The sequence below is a fragment of the Streptomyces sp. NPDC048197 genome (assembly GCF_043202395.1).
Lineage (GTDB): Bacteria > Actinomycetota > Actinomycetes > Streptomycetales > Streptomycetaceae > Streptomyces > Streptomyces siderophoricus.
Window position 1 is genome coordinate 1 of record NZ_JBIDAJ010000045.1, and the last position, 22157, is coordinate 22157.

Below are 22157 nucleotides of genomic sequence, written 5' to 3' on the forward strand. Positions count from 1 at the left end.
CCTTCCGCCAGCTCTGCGACTGGCTCGACGCCCAGGACCCCAAGGTCCTCACCGACCTGCGCCGGCTCGGCGTCGGGCAGCAGTTCACCGGACGCGGCTGACGGCGACGGCGGCGGGCCGGGGGCACGGGGATGTGGCCGGCCGAACCCCCGGGGAAAGCCAGGCAGTCGGGCCGGCCTACGGGGTCCGCGAGCCCGTCGCCCAGGAACGGAGCTTCTCGGGGTTGAGGACGGCCCAGATGTGATGGATCCGGTCGCCGGTGACGTCGAACGCCATCACCGATACGGTGGCGCCGTCCCGTTCAGCCACCAGCCCCGGCTGTCCGTTGACGGTACGTTCCACAAGCGTCATGCCGGGCGCCGCACCCGGTCGGTCGGCGAAGAAGCGTGCGACCTGCTCGGCGCCTTCGACGGGGTGGAGCGCCGCGGTGACGAGTCCGCCGCCGTCGCCGGTCGCCGTGGCGTCGGGGGCCAACAAGCCGATGAGGGCGTCGATGTCCTTGGCCTCCCACGCCTGCTTGAAGGCTCTGACGACGTCGGCGTGCCGGGCCGTGGTAGCGCCCTCGCCAGGCTGCGGGGCACGTAGGCGCCGACGGGCCGAAGAAGCCAGCTGACGGCATGCCGCCGGGCTCCGGCCGACGATCTCGGCCACTTCGGGGAAGGAGTAGCGGAAGACGTCGTGCAGGATGAACGCGACGCGCTCCGCCGGGGTCATCGCCTCGAGCACGACGAGGAAGGCCATGTTGACCGACTCGTCGAGGGTGACGCGGTCGGCCGGGTCGACGATGCCGGCGCCCGGCCGCCCGCTGATCCACTCCGTACGGTCGGGCAGCGGTTCCGGGATCCATTCGCCCACGTAACGCTCCCGCCTGGCCCGCGCAGACCCGAGCAGGTCGAGGCAGATACGGCTGGCGACGGTCGTGAGCCAGGCACCCGGGGAGCCGATGGCTTCCTGCTGCTGCGATGACATGGCGTACCAGCGGGCGTAGGTCTCCTGCACGACGTCCTCGGCATCGGCCAGGGAGCCCAGCAGTCGGTACGCGAGGTTGGTCAGCTGACGTCGCTCGCTCATGATCGCGCTCAGCTGCGGATCGGTCCGGCCAGGTCGCGGCTCGGGTCCGGATGGGTGGGTCATGGTGTCACCGGCTCCTTCGGATGCTCTGCCTCACCCTCTACGACGACCCGTCACCTCGAACTGTGAGGTCCGCACGTCACTTCCCACTGTGAGATCCGCACGTCACCTCGACTATGAGGGTCGCACCTCACACCTCACCGGGCTGCCTCGTCGTACCCATCAGACCGGCCCGGCTGAGACCGGCCCGGCTGAGGCCGGCCCCATGAGGCCGACTCCAATCGGACCGACAATGGAAGGAAACCGATCGTGGAACCCGTGAACGTCGCGATCATCTACTACAGCTCCACCGGCACCGTACATACCTTGGCGCAAGCCGCCGTCGAGGGCGCGGAGAAGGCCGGTGCCCACGTGCGACTGCGCAAGGTTGCCGAAACGGCCCCACCGGAGGCGGTCAACGCACGGCCCGAGTGGGCCCAACACCTGGCGGACACCGCCGAGGTCGCCGAGGCCGGCCACGACGACCTGGAGTGGGCCGACGCGGTACTGTTCGGCACCCCCACCCGCTTCGGCAACCCGGCCAGCCAGCTCAGGGCGTTCATCGACACCACCGGCCCGCTGTGGTTCCAGGGCAAGCTCGCGGACAAGGTGTACTCGGCCTTCACCGCCTCCAACACCGCCCACGGCGGGCAGGAATCCACCCTCCTGGCGCTGGCGAACACGTTCTACCACTGGGGCGGCATCATCGTGCCCCCCGGCTACACCGACCCCATCCAGTTCCAGTCAGGCAACCCCTACGGCACGTCCCACGTGACCGCCGACGGCCCGCCCGGCGAGGTCGCCCTGCAGGCGGCCCGCCACCAGGCCCGCCGCGTCGTCGACACAACGGCTTCCCTCAAGGCCGCCCGCACCGCCTGATCCGTGTGAGCCCCCGTGATGGCGGGGGCTCACCTGCGGGCCGGGTGATACGTGTTCTTCTTCGTCCTTGGCCGGCTCGCAGCAAGCGCCGGCCGGTGGCACTGCCCGGTGCAACGACGGTTCCTACAGCTATTCCGCCCACCGTCGGGGTACCTGCTCGCATCACCATGGCGTGGCTGTCTGGCTGGCCAGTGTGCCTTCGTAGAGAAGCGCCTACTGGGCGCCTCTGTGGGATCAGGATGCTTCCGTGGTGCGGTTGAAGAGCCGGCCGGCGAGGTCGATGCCGGTGATGGTGCCGTCGGCGTCGCGGGAGAAGTAGCCGCGCTGGTCCTTGAGGCCGCCTTCGGTGACGATGTACTCGTCGCCGTCGCCGGGGAGGAAGCCGATGGCCGCGGCCGGGTAGTCCGGGGGCATCTCCTCGTCCGATGCCTGGCGGATCTCCGGCTTGATGCCGACCGCAAGGGTGAGGCGGGTGCCGTCGGTGGCGAGGTCGAGGTTCATGGCGTCGATGTCGTAGCGGCCGACGACCTGTTGGGCCTTTTCTGCGTCGTAGGGGAGCGGCTCCGCCGTCTTTTCGACCACGCCGAGGCAGTGCTCCAGCGCCCACCGCACGACGGACTGGTTGAAGGGGTAGCCGTCGGGGCCGACGTTGGCCAGCGAGACCACCGCGAAGTTGCGTTCGGGCACGATGAGCAGTTCGGCGAACTGGCCGTTACCCGAGCCGCCGTGGCCGATGCCCTGGAGGCCGTCGAGGTCGTGCAGGAACCAGCAGATGCCGAAGCCGTCGCCGAGGGTGCTGGCGCGCAGCGCGACCGTCTGCTCCCGCATGCGGCGCAGCTCCGCGGCGGGCAACAGGCCCGCTCCGTCGTCGAGTTGGAACCGTGCCCAGCGCAGCAGGTCGCTCACCGAGGAGGCCAGGCCGCCGCCGGGGTTGTCGCCGCGCGCGCCCTCCTTGAACGCTCCCCAGGGCCGGGCGGCGCGCAGTTCGCCGTCGTCGCCCCGGTTGTAGCCCACGGCGAACTTGCGGACCATCACCTGCGCCAGTCCGTACACGGTGTCCGACAGGCCCACCGGCTCCAGGACGAGTGAGGCCATGGCCTGCTCGAAAGGCAGGCCCGTGACCTTCTCGACCACCCGCCCGGCCAGGTTGTATCCGGCCTGGCTGTACGACGCGCGGGCCCCGGGCGGCGCGATCAGCGGCAGTTCGGGCAGCTTGGCCACGAGGCCGGCCAGGGAGCGGTCGCCCTCGCCGTCGTCGATCAGGTTCCAGTCCAGGCCCGCGGTGTGGTTGAGAAGGTTCAGGACGGTGATCTGGGCCGCGGCCTGCTCGTCGGCCAGCTTCAGCTCGGGCACGTAACGCCGCACCGGCGCGTCCAGGTCCACCTTCCCCTCGGCGACCAGGCGCATCAGCGCGGTCGCCGTGAAGGTCTTGGACACCGACGCCAGGTGGAAGAGCGTTCTCTCGTCGACCGGCGTCGGGTTGGCGAGGCTCGTGACGCCGTGCGAGGCGTAGATCTCCTCGCCGTCCAGGAGCACCCCCACGGCGACACCCGGAACGCCGAGCTCCGTGGCCTGCGTGGTGACGAACTCCGACAGCTTGTCCTGCAACATGGCTCCCCCTTCGGGCACTTGAACTAAGTACGAGAAGGAGCGTAGGCCTCACTTGAACAAAGTGCAAGACTGGGCGTGAGCGGACTTAACTAAGTTCAAGTAGCATGGCGGCCATGCCGCGAGACACCCTGACCGCAGACCGGATCGTCCGTGAGGCCATCGAGCTGCTCGACGACGAGGGGCTGGACGGCCTCAACATGCGGAGCCTGGCGAAACGGCTCGGCTCGGCCGCCACGGCCGTTTACTGGCACATCAAGACCAAGGACGAGTTGGTACGGCTCGCCAGCGACGCGATCTGGCACGAGGTCGAGCTGCCCGATCTCGACACCACCGACTGGCGCACGGCCGCGACCGCCCACGCCACCGGCATGCACGCGATGCTCACCCGGCACCCGTGGCTCGGCCAGGCATTCGGCAGCCACCTCCTGCACGGCCCCGGTCAGGCCCGGCACAACGACCTCAGCCTGGGCATCTACGAGAAGGCGGGTTTCGCCGCCGCCGACGCGGACCGGGCGGCCGCCACCGTCCTCACGTTCGTGCTCGGCAGCACGCTCGGCCCTGCCGCACAGGTCTCACTGAACCGCCGGCTGAGCAAGAACGGGGCGGACGCCGAGCAACTGATGGCCGACGCGATGACCCGCGCCACCGAGACCGCCAGGCAATTCCCACGGCTGCGCGAACGCCTCAACACCACGGCCGCCACGGAGTACGCCGCAGCGCCCGACGACACCTTCGCGTTCGGCCTCCAGTCCCTCCTCGACGGCTTCGAGGCCCGCCTCACCACCGACAGCGCCGCTCGCCGCGAGTGACCCGTATCCCCGTCCCGGTCGTCACCCGCCCACCTTCGCCGTCTCCCTGGCGCGTCGGAGCAGGGCCAATCCGCGGCTCCGCACGAACGCGTCCACCTAGCATGGGTTCAGGGGTGTCAACATCATGCTCGACTTCGAGGTGCACGGCCTGGCCGACGAGGCGCAGACCCAGTCCGTCCTGAACGGACTCGTCGAACTGATCCGTGCGGAAGGCCTGCAGGACCACGAGGTCGGTCTCGGGTGGAGCGTGGAGGGCGGACGGCACTGGATCTCCGGCGAGACCGACTACCCGATCGGCATCAGTCGCTTCCATACCTGGCGTCCGCACTTCGAAGCCGCCTTCCGCGAACGGATCCAGGCACTCGCGCCGGCTGCCACAGCCGCCATCAACTGGCGCTATCCGGACGAAGACTGACGTCTTCTCGGGACTTCTGACGACTTCTGACGACTTCCAAGAGCGTCCAGCAGAACGACCTATTACGCGACCACGACTTCCAGCTTCCGCACCGCCGCCTCGGCGACCTCGCCGAAGAACCGCGGACAGGTCCATGCCGCCTCGCTGCGCGCCTGCTCCGGTCGTTCGGGGGTGGGGAAGTCCTCAGGGGCGTAGAAGTGCGCCACGGCGTGCCGGAAGCCGGAGTACCGCAGCTGTGGGTGGTCGTCGTCGTGGGCGCACCGGGCCGGGCGCGGTGCGGTGGCGACGGTACGCAGCACCCCCAGCACGTCTTCGGCCACGGCCCGCGCCGGCTCGGGATAGGCGATCTGCAGGGTCTGGTGCGCCGCGAGCAGCAGTACGGCACGCTCGCGCGCGGTGGCGGCCCGCTCGAAGCGCCGAGCCGCCCACAGGCTCAGATCGTCGGCGTACTGCTCGTTCCGGGACGTGTACTCCACCCGCTCGGCGATCTTCTCGATCTGCAGACGGCCGTCCGCGTCCAGGTACTCCGCGTCCAGGTGCGCGACGTCGCGCGGCGCGAAGAGACGGTCGCGGCCGGTGCGCAGCTGCGTCAGGGACTCCTGCCCGAGCCCGGCGATGAAGGCGGGACACAGCAGCAGCTCCAACGGTGCGGCGTCGTCCCCGTGCTCCGTGCGGCGGCGTTCGTGGCGGACGCGGCCGCCGGCGTGGCTGAGTTCGATGCCGAGCCTGGCGGCCTCCGGTGCGAATGGGGGCAGGAGGGGGTGCGCGTCCCAGGCGTGTCCGCAGGGCTCGACGGGGTAGTGGCTCAGCGCCTCCTCCAGCGCCTCGATCAGCTCGTCGAGGATGTCCTTGCGGCGAACCATGCCCGATATGGCGTACCAGCCAACCGCCCTGACCACCATGATCCGTCCGGCCCGGTCGTCCGGGTCCTCGACGGAACGCAGGGCCCGGGCCTGCTCCTCGATCTCGTCGTAGACATCGGTTTTTGGATAGCCCTCAAGCAGCGCCGACAGTGTGTCGATGGCGGCGTGGGCCTCGGGTGGGAGCCGTGCCGGGATGTCAGGGACCGAGCCGGGGTCGAGGACGTGCAGGGCGATGCGCGCGAACCCGGCGGCGTTGCGCGGGCAGCGCCACTCATCGCGCGGGCGGTCCTCGTACCACTCCTGTGTCTCGTCGACGAGGTACACCAGCCACCCGGCCAACTCCTCGTCCTCTTCGTCGTCGTGGACGTCGTACGGATGGGAGTCATGCGCGCAGTCCTGTGCCGACAGGACCGGCTCCGCGGCCCTGAGTGCCTGGAGCGCAGCGTCCTTGACCCCGTCGCCGGGCACCCAGGACAGATGCGGCAGGGCCAGCACCAGCCCGAAGATCCACACATAGGCCAACGGGCCGCCGGGGGCGGCGCCCAGCTTCGCCGCGGCATCCAGGACCAGCTGGTCGTGGGCGCCGTCGTGGAAGTCCTCGTACTCGTGGTGGAGCTTCTCCCAGGCCACGGCGAGCTGTTGGATGTCTTCGACGAAGGTGTCGCTGGCGGTGCTGGCGGTGCTGGCGGTGTTGCGGGTGTTCCCGCTCCCGGTGTTCTCGGGGTGGGCGGCCGGGCCCGTTTCGTTGTTCGTCACACCAGTCACGACGCGTCGGCCGACGGGCAAGTTCCGGCCCTCTCGCTGCGAGCTGACGCGCCGAGCACCGATCGCCGATCAGTGATCGCCGAATCAGCGATCGCCCCCTCCCCGATGGTCGAATCGCTGATCGCCGACCGAGGGTCAGGCCGCCCCTATTCCTCGTCGCCGGCTGTGGGCGATTCCTCTGAGGGGAACATGATCGGGCTGATCAGGTAGCGGGTGCGTTGCGGTGAGGGCTCGTTGGCGATCCGGCGGACCAGGACGTCGCGCATTTCGCCGATCATTTCGGTGAGTTCGTCCCGGCTGAGCCACATCGCGTGCTGGCGGTAGCCCACCAAGTCGGCGGCGGGTGCGGCGCCGGGCCGGTCGAGGTAGGCGTTGAACTCGGACAGCAGGGTCGCCATCGCCACGGCGAACACCTGCCGATGGTCCTCGACCGGAACCGAAGCGGCGGTGTCGGCGTCGATCGCGGCCCGCTCCCGCCGCAGCCGATAGCGGCGCTCGACGGTGCCGCGCACCCGCTGCTCGCCCGCGATCTCCAGCAGGCCATGGTCCGCCAGTACGCCCACGTGCCGGTACACGGTGGCCTTCGACACGTCCGGCAGCAGCGCGCACAACTGCGAGGTGGTCAGCGTCCGGCCGCCGGACATGGCATGCACGACGCGCAGTCGCACGGGGTGCAGGAGGAGGTCGACCGTGTCCATGCGGTTATGTTCTCACAGCTGATACTGTTCTCAAACCTGAGAATGTAACGCGCAGAGGAGCAGACCATGACTGACACAGCGCCTCCCCTCGGACGTCTGCACGACATCGGTGGCGGTCGCCGCCTGATGCTGCACCGTTCCGGCACCGGCAGCCCAACGGCGGTGTTCCTCGCGGGGGTCGGTCTGATGAGCCTGGACTACCTGAACATCCACCACCGCGTCGCCGAGCTGACCACGAGCGTGCTCTACGACCGCGGGGGCAACGGCTGGAGCTATCCCGCCGAACTGCCCCGTACCGCCGGCGAAGTGACCGACGAACTGCAGGAACTGCTCCACGCCGCCGACGTTCCCGGCCCCTACCTGCTGATCGGCCACTCCCTGGGCGGGGCCTACGCGCGCCACTACGCCAGGCGCTTCCCCGACGAGGTGGCCGGCCTGCTCCTGCTCGACCCCTTCCACGAGGACATGGTGACCCGCGCTCCCCGGCAGGCACGGGAGAAGCTCCACGAGATGCTGGAGCAGATGGGAAACCAGGAGTCGGCGGAGCCCACGCCGGAACAATGCGAGCAGTCCCGAGCCCAGATGGCCCAGCACTTCGCCGCATGGCCGGAGTCGGTACGCGAGCCCCTGGTCGCGCGCCACCTCGCCACGTGGCGGACCGCCTCGCGCGAGAACCAGAACCTCTACGACAAGGTCGCCGCCGAGTTCCGGGACGCCCCGGCCACCCCTGACGTGCCGCTGATGGTGCTCACGGCCATGGGGCACGACGCCACCCAGGCCCATCTGTGGCCCGCGGAGCTGCTCCGCGAGATCAACGAGAACAAGCGCGCCCTGCACGCCGAAGTCGCCGCGGAGTCCCCGCGCGGCGAACAGCGGGTCCTCGACGACGCGGGCCACGGGTGGCTGCACGAGGAACGGGCGGACGCGGTGATCGAGGCCGTCAATCACCTGCTCGCAGGGGTACGTTGATGACGGCCCGCCGTGCCTGATCGGCGTAGGACGAGAAGGCGACCTCCGCACCGGCACCGGAAAGGCCCGCTAAACGGCGCACGGGATTCCCGGGAAGCCCGGGGTGTGCCAGGCTTCGCCGCCACCCGTTACCGCGAGGCCCTCGTAACCGTCGAGCCCCTCCAGCCAGGCCTGCGCTCCCGCGCCCATCGCGAACGCTGCGGTGGCGTAGGCGTCGGTCGTGGTCAGGCCGGGGCCGACCACCGTGACGGATGCGGGGCCGGCCGCGGGGGTGCCGGTGTGCGGGTCCAGGATGTGGGGGCCGCGCTCGGCGCTGCCGGAGGTGGCGACGGCCAGGTCGCGGCCGGTGACGACGGCGCACAGTTCCCCCGGACGCAGCGGATGGGCGATCCCGATGCGCCAGGGCACGCCGGGCGCCGCCTCACCGCTGAGTTGCAGGTCTCCGCCGCCGTTCACGCAGGTGTGCCGGGCACCGGCCGCCCGCAGGAGCTGGCCGGCGCGTTCGACCGCCCAGCCCTTCACCAGTCCGGACGGGTCGAGAGTGCCGTCCGGGGTGGCGCTGAACCAGCCGCGGGTGGCGGCTCCCACCTGCTCGCACAGGTCGAGGACCTCGGGTACCTCGGCGGGGCAGTCGTCGAGTCCGATCTCGCCGCGGGCGAGCCGGCTGATGGCGCTGTCGGAGCGGTAGGTCGAGAAGACCTCGTCGACGTGGTGGAGCCAGGCGACGGCGTCGTGCACGGCGGCCTCGATGGCGGGGGTGCGCGCGTCGCGGATGTCGAAGGAGAACACCGTGCCCATCGCCCGCTCGACATGGCGCAGACCGCGCCGGAACTCAGACACCGGCCCGGTCCAGTGCGCTCTGCAGGGACCGGATGTATCCCGCACTGGTGTAGCTGGCGCCGGACACCGCGTCGATGTGGGCGCTGTGCGCGCTCAGTGCCTCCTGTGTCAGGCGCGGCAGGGCGTAGGCGGCGATCTCACGGTCGCGACCGTTCTCGGCCGGGGCGCGCAGCACCTTGACCGTTGTCAGCCGGCCGGCCTTGACGGTGGCCATGACCTGCACGGTGCCGTAGCGGGTACTGATCGAGGCGCCGGTGTAGGTGCCGTCGGCCGGACGGTTGCCCCGGGAGGCGGGTCCGGAGGGCGTCGGGGCCGGTGCGGCACCCGTCCGGGCCGGGTCGCCGGTCAGGCCGGCGGGCTGGTGGGGTTTGAGGGAGAGCAGGAGGACGACCAGTGCGCTGGTCGACGCTGCGGTCAGAACGGCTCGGCGCACGGCGGACTCCTCAGAACTCGAACGACTCGTGGTGGATGTGGCGTCGGGGTATGCCGGCACCGCGCAGCGCCCGCCGGGCCGCGGTGGTCATGCCGGGCGGGCCGCACAGATACACCTCGTGCGCGGCCAGGTCCGGCACCAGGCGACTCAGTGCGCGGGCCGTCAACGGTGCGGAGTACACGGCGGGTTCGTCGACGAAATAGTGGACGGCCGCACCGCGGGCCGCGGCGATGGCATCGAGCTCGGTGCGTAGCGCGAGGTCCTCGGGGCGCCGCGCCCGGTAGACGAGGGTGACCTCGCCGGGGAGGGTTTCGAAGAGTGCCCGCAAGGGGGTGATGCCCACGCCGCCCGCGAGCAGCAGCACCTTGGATGCGCGCTGCCGCGCTGCGGTGAAGGCGCCGTACGGGCCCTCGGCCCACACCCGGGTGCCGGGCCGCAGCCGGGCGAGGGCCGCGCTGTGGCCGCCGGCCTCCTTCACGGTGATGCGCAGGTGGTGGGGGAGCGGCGGTGCGGAGAGGGAGTAGGGGTTGGCGGTCCACCACAGGCCCGGTGCCAGGAAGCGCCAGCGGAAGAACTGGCCCGGCCGGGCGCCGAGTTCGGCCAACCGTTCGCCGGTGAGGTGCACCGAGACCACGCCCGGTGCCTCCGGCCGGACCTCGGTGACCCGCAGGCGGTGGCGCCGGGCACGGCGGATCGGAGCGATGAAGCGGTACCCGGCGATCAGCGCTGCCACCAGCGCATACATGGCGTACCAGGCGAGCTGGGCGGGCCGTCGCCCCACGAAGTCGGCGCCGTTGGAGAGTTGGTGACCGAAGGCGAGAAAGATCGCCAGGTAGGTGGCGAAATGGAGGTAGTGCCAGGCCTCGTAGCTCATCCGGCGGCGGGCGAACCGCGCGGAGACGACACCGGTGCCCACCAGCAGCAGGAAGCCCGCGGTGGCCTTGAGCATGTCCGGGTAGTCGAGGACGAGGGTGGTCGCCTCGTGCAGGACACCGCTCCGGGTGGTGAGGGTGTAACCCCAGATGATCAGGAGGATGTGCGCGAGCACCAGCGAGACGGTGTAGCGGCCGCCCGCCGCGTGCCAGCGCGCCAGGCGGTCGGTGCCCAGGGTGTGGTCGAGCAGCGGCACGCGGGCCATCAGTGCGACCAGTACCGCGCAGGCGTAGCCGGCCAGCAGCCCGGTGATCCGGCCGGCCCCGGTCAGCCAGCCCGCCGGGCCCACGACCGACGCCGTACCGGTCCACCACAGGGCCAGCACACCGGCCGCCCCCGCCCAGATCACGACGTGCGCGAGCAGGGGTGCCAGGGACGGCGGCCGCCGCGGCGGGGTGCTGCCGGTGGTGGTCCGGCGGGTGGCGGAGACGGTGCTCATGGCGGCTTCCCTTCCGTGGTCGGCGCCAGCGTCGCAGCGCAACCTCTGAAGACCCTCTGAGCGGCGCTCCCGCCCGCTGATTCACAGGAAACTCAGAGCCGGCTCATACCTCCGCCGGTCACCGGGCGAGGGATGCTGGAGGCACCATGCACATGCACCGCACCCCCGCCCCGCTGCACAGCGCCGACGGCTCGCCGGTACGGGTCCTCGTGATCGACGACGAGCCGGACCTCACCGAGGTGCTCTCCGGCGCCCTGGCCGGCGAGGGCTGGGAGGTCCGCAGCGCGGCCGACGGCGCCTCCGCGCTCGCCGCGGCACGGACCTTCCGCCCGCACGCCGTCGTCCTGGACTGGATGCTGCCCGACATCGACGGCCTGCAGGTGCTGCACCTGCTGCGCCGGGAGCTGCAGACGGTCTGTGTCCTCTTCCTCACCGCACGTGACGCCGTCGAGGACCGGATCGCCGGGATCACCGCGGGCGGTGACGACTACGTGACCAAGCCGTTCAGCCTGGAAGAGGTACTGGCGCGGCTGCGCGGTCTGCTGCGCCGGGCCGGGATGGCCCGCGAGCCGGACGGCGACCGGCTGGTCGTCGGCGACCTCGTGATGGACGAGGAGGCGCGGGAGGTCCTTCGCGCCGGCGAGCTCGTCGAACTGTCCCGCACCGAGTTCGAGCTGCTCCGCTTCCTGATGCGCAATCCCCGGCGGGTGCTGTCCAAGGCGCAGATCCTGGACCGCGTCTGGTCCTACGACTTCGGCGGCCGGTCCCATGTCGTCGAGCTCTACATCAGCTATCTGCGCAAGAAGATCGACGTCGGCCGGACCCCGATGATCCACACCGTCCGCGGTGTCGGATACGTCCTCAAGCCGGAGTCCTCGTGACGCGGATCGGCCCCCGCACCCTGCGCAGCCAGCTCACGGCCGGTCTGGTCGCCCTGCTGGCGCTGGCCTGCCTGGCAGTCGGCATCACCACGGTCGTCGCGCTCGAAGGGTTCCTGGTCAGCCGCCTGGACCAGCAACTCTCCGCCTCCGCGGGGCGGTTCGCGGTGAGCCTGGAGCACGAGGCCCGGCCGGACGCCGACAACCGCCCGGACACCCGCGGCCAGTCCGACGGCACCTTCGGCGCCCGGCTGCTGCGCGGCACACCCACCCAGGCGGCCGTCGTACGGGACCAGACGGATGCCGCGGTGCCGCTGTCCGCCGGGGACCGCCGCGCGTTGGCGGCCCTGCCCACCGACGGTTCCGGACACAGCGTCCGACTGGCCGCACTGGGGCGGTACCGCGTCAACGCGGTATCGGGCGACGACGGCGACGTGCTGGTCACGGGCCTGCCGCTGCACCCCGTCGAGGAGACCGTGCACCGGTTGGAGGCGGTGGAGGCCGCGGTGTTCGGCGGGGCGCTCGTGGTCACCGGCGTCCTGGGCGCCCTGTGGGTACGGCTGTCGCTGCGCCCCCTGCGGCGCGTCACCACCACGGCCGCGCGGGTCGCCGAGCTGCCGCTGGCCAGCGGCGAGGTGGCGATGCCGGCGCCGGTGCCGGTGGCCGACCCGCGCACCGAGGTCGGGCAGGTCGGTACCGCCCTCAACCGGATGCTCGGCCACGTCGGCAACGCACTGGAGCGCCGCCACGCCAGCGAGAACCGGCTGCGGCACTTCGCCGCCGACGCCAGTCATGAGCTGCGGACTCCGGTGGCGAATGTCCGGGGCCATGCGGAACTCGCCCTCCGGCACAAGGGGCCGGTACCCGGCGAGATCCGGCGTTCCCTGGAGCGGATCCAGGCCGAGTCGGAGCGCATGAGCCGGCTGGTGGACGACCTCCTGCTGCTCGCCCGCCTCGACGCCGGCCGTGCGCTGGAACGCACGCCGGTGGATCTCACCCGGCTCGTGCTCGACGCGGTCGACGACGCACGGGCGGCCGGTCCCCGTCACCGGTGGCTGCTCGACCTCCCCGAGACGGCCGTGACCATGACCGGTGACGAACACCGCCTGCACCAGGTCGTCAGCAATCTGCTCGCCAACGCCCGGACCCACACCCCGCCCGGGACCGCCGTGACGGTGCGACTCGCCGCCGACGACCACGACGTCCGGTTGACGGTCCTGGACGACGGCCCCGGCGTGCCCGAGGAGATCCGGCCGGAGGTCTTCGGCCGCTTCGTCCGCGTCGACCACAGCCGCTCCCGTGCGGCCGGCGGCACCGGTCTGGGACTCGCCATCGTGGAGGCCGTCGTCACCGCCCACCACGGAGCGGTCTCCCTGACCAGTCGCCCCGGGCACACCGAGGTCACGGCCACCTTCCCCGCGGGAGCATCCGGTCGGTGAGTTCCACGAACGGCTCCCCGTCACCACCACACCAGGCGTCCCGCCGGTCAGGGAGCGTCGGAGCTTGGGTCGCTGTCGCGGCGTAGTTGCTGCCGGTCGACCTTGCCGTTGGCGTTGCGGGGGAGGGCCGGGAGGTGGTGGACGGCATCGATGGTGATGCCGCGCGGCAGGCGGGTGGCGCAGTGGCGTTTGAGGGTGAGCAGTGTGGGCGGGGTCGTGGTGGCCGGGACGATGAAGGCGGTCAGCCGGGTGTCGAGGGCGGAGCGGGTGACCAGTGCCGCGGCCTCCGAGACATGGGGGTGGGAGGAGAGGGCCGCCTCGATCTCGGTCAGATGCATCCGGATGCCGTGGATCTTCACGGTGTCGTCGAGGCGGCCGAGGTAGAGGAGGTCGCCGTTCTCGGTGAGGCGTACGCGGTCGCCGGTGCGGTACCAGCCCTGGTGCGGTGGCCGGTTCCAGTAGCCGAGCATGACGGTGGGGCCGGCGACGGCCAGTTCGTTGTCGGGGGCGAGGATCGTGATGTCGTTGCCGCAGGTGGGGCGGCCGATGGGGGTGGGGGTCGGCGGGGGCGTCGCGCCGGGTGGCGGGAGTTCGTAGGCGGTGCAGACGTTGGTTTCCGTGGGGCCGTAGAGGTTCAGGAAGCGTTTGCCCGGCCAGTGCCGGCGTAGCCGGTGGAGGTCGTCGGCCGGGAAGACCTCGCCGGCGAAGAGCACCGCACGCAGCTGCGGCAGCGGCCGGTCCAGGAGGCCGCCGGCGCGCATCATCAGCTGGAGGGCGGAGGGGACCGAGTACCAGACGGTGAGCTGCCGGTGATCGAGCAGCTCGGTCAGCGCCTGGGGTGCGTAGGCGAGGTCGGCGGGGATGAGGTGGACCGAGGCTCCGGCGGCGAAGGCGGTGTAGAGGTCCAGGACGGAGAGGTCGAAGTTGAGGGGGGCGTGGTTCGCGAAGCGGTCGGAGGGGGCGGCGTGGAGGGTGTCGACGGCCCAGTCGACGAAGGCCAAGGCGTTGCGGTGGCTGAGGCAGACGCCTTTGGGGCGGCCGGTGGAGCCCGAGGTGTAGAGGATGTATGCCGGGGAGTCGGGTGACGGACGGGGGCGCGGAGCACAGCGGGAGGGCGTGGCGCCCGGGGTGTGGTGCGGTGCGGCCGGGTGGTCGAGGAGGAGTGCGGTGCCGGGCCGGGTGACGGCCGGGGCGCGGTCCGCGGTGGTGAGGACGGCGGCCGGAGTGCAGTCCTCGATGATCTGTGCCGCGCGGTGCGCCGGGTTGAGCGGGTCGATGGGGACGTAGACGGCGCCGAGACGAAGGACGGCCTGGGTGGCGGCGACGGCCCGCACGGTCTTGTCGGTCCAGATGGCCACCCGGTCGCCCACCGTGACTCCGATGTTGTGCAGATCGGCCGCCAACTGGTCTGCTACCGCGTCGAGTTGGGCGTAGGTGAGGGTGGTGACGGGGTCGGTGACGGCCGGTGCGCCGGGGGTGCGGCGGGCCGCGCGGATCACCAGGTCGTGGAGAAGGGCGGAGCGGGTCACAGGCCGAGCCCCTTGGCGATCAGCTCGCGCTGAATGTCGGAGGTGCCGGAGAAGGTACGGGCCGGCAGCGCGTCGCTCAGGGCACGCGCAATGTCCGTACGGGTGGAGAAGGACGAGCCGCCGAAGAGCTGCGTGGCGTCGAGGGCGGTCCGGATGGCGCTCTCGGCGGTGTGCAGCTTGCTCAGTGCGATGTCGAGCGGGGTGTGCTCGCCGCGGTCCAGGAGCCAGCAGGTGCGGTAGAGCAGGAGCCGGGCGGTCTCCAGGCGGAGCTTCATGTCCGCGATGCGGTGGGAGACGGCCTGGTGCGCGGCGAGGGGTTGCCCGAACTGCTCGCGGGTCGTGGCGTGTTGGACGCACTCTTCGATGAGGCGGGACATCTGTCCCAGGTACGCGGCGAACAGACAACTGCGCTCCCAGCGCATGGAGGACTGGAAGAGGGCGGCGCCCTGCCCCGGGCGTCCGACGACGCGGCTGGCGGGCACGGGCGCGTCGGTGAAGGTGACGGTGGCCGCCGGGCAGGTGGCGAGGGCCGGCTTGTCGAAGGGGGCACCGACGGTGACGCCGGGGGTGTCGCGGTCGACGGCGAAGCAGGTGACGCCGAGGAAGCCGAACGCCGGGTCGGTGACCGCGTAGACGAGCAGGAGATCGGCGACGGGGGCGTTGCTGACGAAGGACTTGGTGCCGTTGAGGAGGTAGTGGTCGCCGTGCCGCTCGGCCGTGGTGCGCAGGGCGGTGACGTCCGAGCCGGCCTCCTCCTCGGTGATCGCGTTGGCGCCGATCGCGGTGCCGTCGGCCAGGCGCGGTACGAGCTCCTGGCGCAGGGCGTCGTGGCCGTGCTCGGCGATCGGCATGACCGTGGCGAAGAGATGGGCCAGCACGGAGAACAGCAGGCCCATGTCCGGACAGCCGCGCCCGGCCGCCTCGACGGCGCGCGCGGTGGTCACGGCGTCGTACCCGCGCCCGCCCAGTTCTTCGGGAACCGACAGACCGGTGAGGCCGAGCTCGGCACAGGCGCGCCAGTGGTCGCGGACGGCGGCGGGCGTACGCGAAACGGTGCCGCCGAGTGCACGGGCGCCGGCCAGCACACGGTCGTACACGGCCTGCTGGCGATCGGTCCAGGAGAAGTCCATGGGCGGGCCCTTCAGGGAGGCGGGAGGATCAGCGGTAGTGGGAGATGACGTGCTCGCCGAAGAGCCGCAGCTGCTTCTTCGTCTCCTCCAGCGGCATCAGCCCCTGCTCCACGTACAGGCCGAACCAGCTCAGTTCGCCGCCGTTGCCGTAGCAGGAGGCGACCTCGGCGACCTGGCTGCGGACCTGCTCGGGGGTGCCGCCGAGCGCGTACTGCGAGTCGAACATCCGCTGTACGGTCCATTCGCTCTTCGGCAGCATCTGGCCGGGGTACTTCTCGTCGTCGTCGGCCAGCCGGAACGCCTCCCAGAAGCCGAAGTCGCCGAGGTACTCGTTGAAGGCGGCGTAGGTGGTGCGTTCGGTGATGTCGTACAGCTCCTCCGGCGTGTCCGCGAAGTGGAGGGAGCGCATGGCGCCGACGCCCTCGCCCAGCTTCAGGTCGCGGCCGTGCTCGGCGGCGGTCTGCTGGTAGGCGCGGCACAGGTCGACGAACTTCTCGGGCCGCGGGCCGAGGATCCAGGGCGTGATGTTCTCACGGGCGGTGTAGCGGATGGTCTTCTCACTGAGGGAGAACGGCTGCATCAGCGGCGGGTGGGGCTGCTGGTAGGGGGCCGGGACGACCGAGACCCGGCGGATGACGCCGTTCTCGTCCAGCTCGCCGGGGGCACCGTACTTCTTGGTCCACTCCTGGGCCGGCCAGCGGGTGATGCCCTGTTCGTAAGGGAAGGGCACCTGGTAGTACTGGCCGTTGTAGTCGATCGTCTCCTGCGTCCAGGCCATCTTGACGATCTTCAGGTACTCCTCGTACACGCTGCGGTTGTGATCGTCGGTCGCCGAGCCGTCCATCGGGGCGCCGCGTACGCGGGTGTGCTGCCCCATCACGTTGAGCCAGCGGTCCTGGAAGCCGCGGGCGAATCCGCCGTAGATGCGCCCCTTGGTGAGGTGGTCCAGCATCGCCAACTCCTCGGCGACGCGCAGCGGGTCCCAGGAGGGCAGTACGAGGCCGAGCGGGCTGAACTTGATGCGTTCGGTGCGGGCGGCGAGGTCCGCGTAGAGCAGCAGCGGGGCGACGGAGAGTTCGAAGCCCTCGGAGTGGAAGTGGTGTTCGGTGGTGGAGAGGACGTCGAAGCCGATCTCGTCCGCGAGCTGGGCGATCTCGCGGACCTCGGTGAGCATCTCCTGGTACTTCTCGTTGTTGCGGCCGATGGGGCGCAGGCGCTCGCGCTCCTCGAAGGTGGCGGGGACGGTCGGGGTGATGAAGAGGAGGAACTTCATGGCTGTTCCGTTCTGCTTTCCCGGGGACTTGGTGGACTTCGGCCGGTTGGCCGCGGGGTTCGGCTCCGCCGGCGGAGCTGTTCAGGGGCGGTTCGGTTACGGGACGACGGTGGTCGCGGTCATCAGGAACTCCGCGAGATGGCCGTCATGGGGGAGTCCGGGCACGTAGGTGCTGGTGGGGCGGGTGCCGAGGAAGACGTTGCGGATGGTGGGGTCGCTGACGGCCGCGGCGACCAGGTCGGCGTCGTCGGTCAGCGTCATCAGTGCCAGGCTGTGCCGCAGCGGGCCGAGGCCGTCGCGGCGGTTCCAGGGCGCCACCCATAGGCAGGGGAAGGGCATTTCGGCACCGAGGACGGGATCCCGCGGGTCGGTGACGAGGTGGAGGGCGGGGCGCAGCGCGGCGCTGCCGTCGTCCAGGTCGGCGACCAGGCCGTCCGCTCCGAGCAGCGCCTCGGTTCCCGTTGCCCGCCGTGCGAGGTGGTCGCGCAGCGCGTGGGCGCGGGCGAGCGGGGTGACGGGCAGGACCGCGTCGGGGGCTTCGGGTCGCCGGACCGGGAGCCGGGCGAGCCGGGCTGCCAGTGCCTCGGCCACCGGGCGGGGGTCTCCCTCGACGAGCAGTGCGGTGGCGTTCACGCACCCGAGCCCACCGCCGGAGGTGAGGGACTCCTCGATGACGTCCAAGTGGCCGCGCCAGTCGGCGTTCTCGGCAAGAAGGATCTTGGAGCGGCCGGGGCCCTGGACGAAGACCGAGGGGTCCGCGCCGTAGCGACGGACGACGTCATCGCCACCGAAGACGACGGACCGGTCGGCCGCCTCCACCAGTGCGTCGCCGACCTCGTGGCCGCCGGGGACCAGTGCGCAGTGCGCGGGGTCCAGGCCGGCCGCGCGCAGGGCGTGGACCAACCGGGCCGGGGTGAACGGGTCGCGGCGTGAGGGGCGTACCGCGACCCGGTAGCCGAGGGCGAGGGCGGTGAGCCATTCGAGGTGCGGCCCCGGGTGGTTGCCGGGTGCGAGGACGGCGAGGACGTCGCCCCTCCGGGTCCAGACGGCGCCCGGGGCGGTGGCGGGGGCCTCGCCCGCCCACGGGTGGCGGGCCGCCACCGCCGTCGGCCGCTGGCCGGCCGCACCGGCCGCGATGGCCGCGGTGCCGGTGGCGAAGAGGCGGAGCGCGGCACGGGGGGTGGCCAGCGGCAGTCCGGCCGTCCGGGCCACGGCGTGGCAGTAGTCCTCCGGGCCCTCGCCGTCCAGGGTGGCGGTGGCGAAGAGGCGGCCCGCGGCGGCGATCACCTCCCGTGTCCCGTCGGCCGAGGGGGCGTCGGCCCGGCGCATTTCCTCGATGGTGCGGGCCACGGCCAGCCGCGGCATCCTCGCCAGGTCGGCGATGGGGCGGCCCGCGACATCGGATAGGGCCTCGCGGCGGTGGGGCGCGTAACTCCCGGACGGCACAAGGGCATTGAGGGTGCGCGGCGCCGAAGCGGTGGTGGCGGGCATGCTCAGTACACGCCCTCGATGATCTCGCCCTCGGCCTCGGCGTACGGCGCGACATCGGCGACCGCGTCGGCCGGATGGCCGGGCACCGGGGCGACACGGGTCGCGAGGTCCCGTTCGAGGTTGTTGGGGAGCAGGGTCTCGCGGGTGAGGGTGTGCGCGAGGACCCGCCCGCGGGCCCCGTACGGCACGGTTCCCCGGCCGGACGCGGGGTCCACGATCTCCATGAGGAAGCCGGTGTAGCAGGGCACGAAGACCGCACTGCCGTCGTCGTACGAGCCGTCCGCCGGCGCGTCCGCGGCAGTGGGGACGTACTCCGGTGAGACGCCGGTGATGGTGTTCCCGTACGCACCGCGCAACTTCACCCGGGGGAAGACCTCATGGCGCAGGATGTCCCGGGTGTCGCGGTCCATCGATGCCCCGCTCCACAAGATGGTGTGGACGCTGCGGTTGATGAGCTCCACCGCGCGCGGCGACTGTGCGAGCACCTCCAGCAGCGGCGGGGTGCAGAACATCACGTCGATGGTCTGGGTCGTCAGCAGGTCCATGGTCTGGGAGACCAGGTGCTCGATGTAGTGCTGGGCCTCCTTGTCCCGGCCGGTGCGCATCAGCTCCTTGACCCAGCGCGGGTCGAGGTCGATGTGCAGCGGAACGGCCGATCGCAGCGAGGTCAGTTCGCGCAGGACATGGCCTACGGCATGCGGGCCGGTCGGGGCGATCAGCAACCAGTTGCCGCCCTGCGGGACCTGCTCACGGTCCAGGAACGAGGACCACCAGCCGGCCTGCCGGCGGAACTCGTGGAAGTCGACGATGCGGCGCGGCCGGCCGGTGGTGCCGCCGGTCTCGAAGACCCGCATCGGCCCGGCACCGGCCAGGCCCTTGGGTACGAGGTCGCCGACCGGGACCGTACGGATCTCGTCGGTGACGTCGGGCAGCAGCGCCAGATCGGCGAGCGTGGTGACGTCCTTGCGCGGGTCGAAGGAGAAGGTGCGGGCCTTCTCCAGCCAGAAACGGGAGCCGGTGTCCGGACCGAAGTGCCAGTCCATCGCCGCTTGGACCAGATCGTCGGCGCGGAAGCCGGGGCCGTCGGAGGTGACGAGCGGGGTGGGGGTACGGGTGTCCATGACGGTGTCCTTCAGGGTGTCCGGCGGGAAAGGGGGCGGCGGGCTTGGGCGGGCTCAGACGGAGGCGTCGAGGTCGGCGAAGAGGGCGGCGACCACGGGCCCCGGGTCGCGCTCCGCGAAGAAGTGGCCGCCGGGCGGGTCGGTGTACAGGTGCCGGCGGTACCTGCCGGGCGCTGCCTGCGCGGACCAGGCCGCCAGCCCCTCCGGGGTGGTCAACGGGTCCTGGGCACAGCCGAAGACCGATACCCGGCAGCCGAGTGGCGGGGCGGGGGCGGGCCGGTAGCCCTCGGCCATGGTGATGTCGGCGCGCAGGGCCCGGACGAGCAGCGGCGCCAGCTCGTGGTGCTCCAGCATGGGGCGCGGAATCGCGCCGAACGCGCCGACGCGCGACCAGAGTTCGTCGGGCGGCAGGTCGGCGAAGAACGGGAGCCGGCGCGGCGCCCAGGGCGCGTCGTAGGCGGCGACGGCCAGGGCGTACGGCGCCGTGCCCCAGCGGTCACGCCAGGCGCGGGCGAGGGCGAAGGCCAGGCAGCCGCCCAGGCTGTAGCCGAAGAGGACCAGCCGGCCGGCCCGCCGGGGGTCGGGCAGTTCGGTGCACAGCGTGTCGGTGACGTGGGCCAGGTCGGTGTGCACCGGCTCGTCGCCGCGCAGGAGCCCGTGGCCGGGGAGGTCGACCGCCAACAGCCGGACGTCCGCGGGAAGGTGCGGGACCCACCCCTCGTAGGTCTGCGGAGTGCCGCCGGCATAGGGCAGGCACACCAGCGTCGTGGTCGCGTGGTCGTCCCCGGCCAGCGGCCGCGACCAGGGCCGCTCCGGTCTCGCCCCCGGCATCAGAAGAGTGGCGCGGCGGCCGGGGCACGCAGCGAGCCGAGGTGCGGATGCCAGAGGTGGTCCGGGTTGTTCTCCACGGTCTCGATGACCTCGCGCATGGCGGCCAGGACCGGCGGCCGATCGGTGTTGTAGACGTTGCCCTGGAGCAGCCGCAGGACGTCCAGCCGATAGCGGGGGTCCTGGACGAAGGCGGTGAACAGGATGTTGAGGCGGTAGTAGAGGGTGATGAAGGTGTACCAGTTGGTCAGCCCGCGGCGTTGGGCGGCCTCGTACTCCGCGAACCGCGGCCGGTGGAAGTCCCCGGCCTCGGCGGCGGCGAGCACGTCCTTGCACAGCAGTCGGGCGCCGTGCATCGCGATGCCCACGCCGCTGGAGAAGATCGGGTCGACGAAGCGGGCGGCGTCGCCGACCATCGCCCAGCCGTCGCCGGTGATCTGCCGCATGGCGTAGCTGAAGTCGCCGTCCACCTTCAGCGGGCGGACGGGGGTGCAGGCGCGGAGCGCCGCGGCCAGTTCGGGCCGTTGTTCCAGTGCCCCCCAGAAGAACTGCTCCCGGTCGCCGCCGGCGTTCCGCAGCCGGCTCTTGCGGGAGACCACGCCGACGCTGGTGATGGTGTCGGTGATGGGGATCTGCCACACCCAGCTGTCCTCGGCGGGCAGGAAGTGGACGAAGAGGTAGCCGCCGAGCTCGTCGCGCTGGGCGACGGCGCCGCGGTCCAGGCCGCCGAACCAGCCGTGCACGGCGTACTGGTCGAAGGTCGGGTCGGTGACCTTCAGGCCCAGCTGGCGGCCCAGGACGGTGCCGCGTCCGCTGGCGTCGATCACCATGCGTACGGTGGCCTCGTGCTCGCCGCCGCCGGAGGTGTGGACGATGCGCGGATGGTCGCCCTCGAAGTCCACCCGGCGGACGCGGGCGCCCTCGAAGACCTTGGCACCGAGGCTGCCGCTGTGCTCCAGCAGCAGCTGGTCGAAGTGGCCGCGGTCGACGTGGTAGGTGTAGGTCTGGTCCCCCCAGAGGTCCTCGTCCTCGGCGAAGGCCAGGTCGGCGACGTCGAAGGCGTCACTGGCGCGGACCCCGGCGGGTGAGGTCCAGGCGGCGCCGTACTTCTTCGGGAAGCCGGCCGCATCGACCCTCTCCAGTGCGCCGATCTCCGCCAGTACGGGAGTGGTGGCCGGGACCAGCGATTCCCCCACATGTTCGCGCGGGAACGTCTCACCCTCGAAAACGGCTACCGAAAGACCCGCTCGCGCCAAATAGGAAGCGGCTGTGGAACCGCCCGGACCGCCCCCGATGATTCCGATATCAAAATCGGTCATGCGATGCCTCCTCAGGTCCGTGCCGGAGTGTCCGACAATTCCGCGAGCAAGGTCGCGATGCTGTTGATCGTCGCAAAATTGGAGCCCACCACCTGGTCGTGCGGAATGGAAATTCCGTGGGCCGTCTGAAGGTGGCCGATGAGCTGGACGGTGGTGAGCGAGGTGAGAATCCCCCATTCCAGGAGCGGCGCGTCCAGCGCGATCTCCTCCTCCCGGGAGCCGAGTACCTGGCTCTGGAGGTAATCCCTGACGACGTCGGCCGCCTCGTCCTTGGTCATTGCGCTGCACCCTCTCGTACCGCGGGCCGTTCGGACCCGGCTAGCTGACCACAGGAGAGAGGGCCGAACCACACCCGATTCGCAATGAATCGATCACGTTCCCTGAT

Annotated in this window: 22 protein-coding genes; 7 read left to right on the forward strand and 15 right to left on the reverse strand. The window is 71.4% G+C overall.

Going from position 1 to position 22157, the window contains the following annotated elements:
- Positions 1 to 177: 177 nt before the first annotated feature.
- Complete coding sequence (sigJ, locus tag ACGF4C_RS35095; protein WP_393572039.1) at positions 178 to 1134, reverse strand: RNA polymerase sigma factor SigJ; 957 nt, start codon at positions 1132 to 1134, stop codon at positions 178 to 180.
- 243 nt (positions 1135 to 1377) lie between these two features.
- On the opposite strand from sigJ, the gene wrbA reads away from it, so the two are divergent.
- Together wrbA and ACGF4C_RS35105 are read left to right on the forward strand one after the other, a co-directional pair.
- The gene (gene wrbA, locus ACGF4C_RS35100; protein ID WP_393572137.1) at positions 1378 to 1989 is read left to right on the forward strand and encodes an NAD(P)H:quinone oxidoreductase; all 612 of its coding nucleotides are present in this window, start codon (positions 1378 to 1380) and stop codon (positions 1987 to 1989) included.
- Between the two features lie 67 nt (positions 1990 to 2056).
- Positions 2057 to 2194 carry a DUF3761 domain-containing protein gene (locus ACGF4C_RS35105; RefSeq protein ID WP_393572041.1) on the forward strand — a complete coding sequence of 46 codons (138 nt, stop codon included), beginning with the start codon at positions 2057 to 2059 and terminating at the stop codon, positions 2192 to 2194.
- 29 nt (positions 2195 to 2223) lie between these two features.
- Here ACGF4C_RS35105 and ACGF4C_RS35110 read toward each other — a convergent pair whose 3' ends face one another.
- Positions 2224 to 3600, reverse strand: a complete 1377-nt coding sequence (locus ACGF4C_RS35110) for a serine hydrolase domain-containing protein (protein ID WP_393572043.1) — start codon at positions 3598 to 3600, stop codon at positions 2224 to 2226.
- A 113-nt stretch (positions 3601 to 3713) separates the two neighbouring features.
- Here ACGF4C_RS35110 and ACGF4C_RS35115 point away from each other — a divergent pair, with 113 nt between their 5' ends.
- Positions 3714 to 4409, forward strand: a complete 696-nt coding sequence (locus tag ACGF4C_RS35115) for a TetR/AcrR family transcriptional regulator (protein WP_393572045.1) — start codon at positions 3714 to 3716, stop codon at positions 4407 to 4409.
- Between the two features lie 124 nt (positions 4410 to 4533).
- The gene (locus tag ACGF4C_RS35120) at positions 4534 to 4824 is read left to right on the forward strand and encodes a hypothetical protein (protein WP_393572047.1); all 291 of its coding nucleotides are present in this window, start codon (positions 4534 to 4536) and stop codon (positions 4822 to 4824) included.
- A 62-nt stretch (positions 4825 to 4886) separates the two neighbouring features.
- On the opposite strand, the gene ACGF4C_RS35125 is transcribed toward ACGF4C_RS35120, so the two are convergent.
- Together ACGF4C_RS35125 and ACGF4C_RS35130 are read right to left on the reverse strand one after the other, a co-directional pair.
- Positions 4887 to 6443 (reverse strand): hypothetical protein, encoded by a 1557-nt coding sequence (locus ACGF4C_RS35125; RefSeq protein ID WP_393572049.1) that lies wholly within the window; start codon positions 6441 to 6443, stop codon positions 4887 to 4889.
- 155 nt (positions 6444 to 6598) lie between these two features.
- Positions 6599 to 7150 carry a helix-turn-helix domain-containing protein gene (locus tag ACGF4C_RS35130; protein ID WP_393572051.1) on the reverse strand — a complete coding sequence of 184 codons (552 nt, stop codon included), beginning with the start codon at positions 7148 to 7150 and terminating at the stop codon, positions 6599 to 6601.
- 66 nt (positions 7151 to 7216) lie between these two features.
- On the opposite strand from ACGF4C_RS35130, the gene ACGF4C_RS35135 reads away from it, so the two are divergent.
- Entirely contained in the window at positions 7217 to 8119 is a 903-nt protein-coding gene (locus ACGF4C_RS35135) for an alpha/beta fold hydrolase (RefSeq protein WP_393572053.1), read from the forward strand.
- 69 nt (positions 8120 to 8188) lie between these two features.
- Here ACGF4C_RS35135 and ACGF4C_RS35140 read toward each other — a convergent pair whose 3' ends face one another.
- Genes ACGF4C_RS35140 through ACGF4C_RS35150 form a run of 3 tightly spaced genes read right to left on the reverse strand, consistent with a single transcriptional unit; the run spans position 8189 to position 10764 of the window.
- Positions 8189 to 8959 (reverse strand): FAD:protein FMN transferase, encoded by a 771-nt coding sequence (locus ACGF4C_RS35140; RefSeq protein ID WP_393572055.1) that lies wholly within the window; start codon positions 8957 to 8959, stop codon positions 8189 to 8191.
- Complete coding sequence (locus ACGF4C_RS35145) at positions 8952 to 9392, reverse strand: FMN-binding protein (protein ID WP_393572057.1); 441 nt, start codon at positions 9390 to 9392, stop codon at positions 8952 to 8954. The genes ACGF4C_RS35140 and ACGF4C_RS35145 overlap by 8 nt, the downstream gene beginning before the upstream one ends.
- Positions 9393 to 9402: 10 nt before the next feature.
- A complete protein-coding gene (locus ACGF4C_RS35150) occupies positions 9403 to 10764 on the reverse strand; it encodes a ferric reductase-like transmembrane domain-containing protein (protein WP_393572059.1) in 1362 nt (453 codons plus the stop codon).
- Between the two features lie 146 nt (positions 10765 to 10910).
- Here ACGF4C_RS35150 and ACGF4C_RS35155 point away from each other — a divergent pair, with 146 nt between their 5' ends.
- Together ACGF4C_RS35155 and ACGF4C_RS35160 are read left to right on the forward strand one after the other, a co-directional pair.
- Positions 10911 to 11645, forward strand: a complete 735-nt coding sequence (locus ACGF4C_RS35155; protein ID WP_393572061.1) for a response regulator transcription factor — start codon at positions 10911 to 10913, stop codon at positions 11643 to 11645.
- On the forward strand, positions 11642 to 13081 hold the full coding sequence (locus ACGF4C_RS35160; RefSeq protein WP_393572063.1) for a sensor histidine kinase: 1440 nt from the start codon (positions 11642 to 11644) through the stop codon (positions 13079 to 13081). Before ACGF4C_RS35155 ends, ACGF4C_RS35160 begins: the two co-directional genes overlap by 4 nt.
- 47 nt (positions 13082 to 13128) lie before the next feature.
- Here ACGF4C_RS35160 and ACGF4C_RS35165 read toward each other — a convergent pair whose 3' ends face one another.
- From ACGF4C_RS35165 to ACGF4C_RS35200, 8 genes are all read right to left on the reverse strand, one after another.
- A complete protein-coding gene (locus ACGF4C_RS35165) occupies positions 13129 to 14610 on the reverse strand; it encodes an amino acid adenylation domain-containing protein (protein WP_393572065.1) in 1482 nt (493 codons plus the stop codon).
- On the reverse strand, positions 14607 to 15740 hold the full coding sequence (locus ACGF4C_RS35170) for an acyl-CoA dehydrogenase family protein (protein ID WP_393572067.1): 1134 nt from the start codon (positions 15738 to 15740) through the stop codon (positions 14607 to 14609). Before ACGF4C_RS35170 ends, ACGF4C_RS35165 begins: the two co-directional genes overlap by 4 nt.
- A 28-nt stretch (positions 15741 to 15768) precedes the next feature.
- A complete protein-coding gene (locus ACGF4C_RS35175) occupies positions 15769 to 17013 on the reverse strand; it encodes an LLM class flavin-dependent oxidoreductase (RefSeq protein WP_393572069.1) in 1245 nt (414 codons plus the stop codon).
- A 96-nt stretch (positions 17014 to 17109) separates the two neighbouring features.
- A complete protein-coding gene (locus ACGF4C_RS35180) occupies positions 17110 to 18504 on the reverse strand; it encodes an aldehyde dehydrogenase family protein (RefSeq protein ID WP_393572071.1) in 1395 nt (464 codons plus the stop codon).
- A 2-nt stretch (positions 18505 to 18506) separates the two neighbouring features.
- On the reverse strand, positions 18507 to 19625 hold the full coding sequence (locus tag ACGF4C_RS35185; protein WP_393572073.1) for a phenazine biosynthesis protein: 1119 nt from the start codon (positions 19623 to 19625) through the stop codon (positions 18507 to 18509).
- Between the two features lie 54 nt (positions 19626 to 19679).
- Complete coding sequence (locus tag ACGF4C_RS35190; protein WP_393572075.1) at positions 19680 to 20456, reverse strand: thioesterase II family protein; 777 nt, start codon at positions 20454 to 20456, stop codon at positions 19680 to 19682.
- Positions 20456 to 21772, reverse strand: coding sequence for an NAD(P)/FAD-dependent oxidoreductase (locus tag ACGF4C_RS35195; RefSeq protein WP_393572077.1), 1317 nt, complete (start codon positions 21770 to 21772; stop codon positions 20456 to 20458). Before ACGF4C_RS35195 ends, ACGF4C_RS35190 begins: the two co-directional genes overlap by 1 nt.
- Positions 21773 to 21783: 11 nt before the next feature.
- Positions 21784 to 22050, reverse strand: a complete 267-nt coding sequence (locus tag ACGF4C_RS35200; protein WP_393572079.1) for an acyl carrier protein — start codon at positions 22048 to 22050, stop codon at positions 21784 to 21786.
- Between the last annotated feature and the right edge of the window lie 107 nt (positions 22051 to 22157).

Excerpts from the sequence above, each read along its gene's own strand:
- sigJ (WP_393572039.1), bottom strand. The coding sequence starts at position 1,134 with ATGACCCACCCATCCGGACCCGAGCCGCGACCTGGCCGGACCGATCCG.
- ACGF4C_RS35110 (WP_393572043.1), bottom strand. The coding sequence starts at position 3,600 with ATGTTGCAGGACAAGCTGTCGGAGTTCGTCACCACGCAGGCCACGGAG.
- ACGF4C_RS35115 (WP_393572045.1), top strand. The coding sequence starts at position 3,714 with ATGCCGCGAGACACCCTGACCGCAGACCGGATCGTCCGTGAGGCCATC.
- ACGF4C_RS35120 (WP_393572047.1), top strand. The coding sequence starts at position 4,534 with ATGCTCGACTTCGAGGTGCACGGCCTGGCCGACGAGGCGCAGACCCAG.
- ACGF4C_RS35130 (WP_393572051.1), bottom strand. The coding sequence starts at position 7,150 with ATGGACACGGTCGACCTCCTCCTGCACCCCGTGCGACTGCGCGTCGTG.
- ACGF4C_RS35135 (WP_393572053.1), top strand. The coding sequence starts at position 7,217 with ATGACTGACACAGCGCCTCCCCTCGGACGTCTGCACGACATCGGTGGC.
- ACGF4C_RS35150 (WP_393572059.1), bottom strand. The coding sequence starts at position 10,764 with ATGAGCACCGTCTCCGCCACCCGCCGGACCACCACCGGCAGCACCCCG.
- ACGF4C_RS35155 (WP_393572061.1), top strand. The coding sequence starts at position 10,911 with ATGCACATGCACCGCACCCCCGCCCCGCTGCACAGCGCCGACGGCTCG.
- ACGF4C_RS35170 (WP_393572067.1), bottom strand. The coding sequence starts at position 15,740 with ATGGACTTCTCCTGGACCGATCGCCAGCAGGCCGTGTACGACCGTGTG.
- ACGF4C_RS35175 (WP_393572069.1), bottom strand. The coding sequence starts at position 17,013 with ATGAAGTTCCTCCTCTTCATCACCCCGACCGTCCCCGCCACCTTCGAG.
- ACGF4C_RS35180 (WP_393572071.1), bottom strand. The coding sequence starts at position 18,504 with ATGCCCGCCACCACCGCTTCGGCGCCGCGCACCCTCAATGCCCTTGTG.
- ACGF4C_RS35185 (WP_393572073.1), bottom strand. The coding sequence starts at position 19,625 with ATGGACACCCGTACCCCCACCCCGCTCGTCACCTCCGACGGCCCCGGC.
- ACGF4C_RS35190 (WP_393572075.1), bottom strand. The coding sequence starts at position 20,456 with ATGCCGGGGGCGAGACCGGAGCGGCCCTGGTCGCGGCCGCTGGCCGGG.
- ACGF4C_RS35195 (WP_393572077.1), bottom strand. The coding sequence starts at position 21,772 with ATGACCGATTTTGATATCGGAATCATCGGGGGCGGTCCGGGCGGTTCC.
- ACGF4C_RS35200 (WP_393572079.1), bottom strand. The coding sequence starts at position 22,050 with ATGACCAAGGACGAGGCGGCCGACGTCGTCAGGGATTACCTCCAGAGC.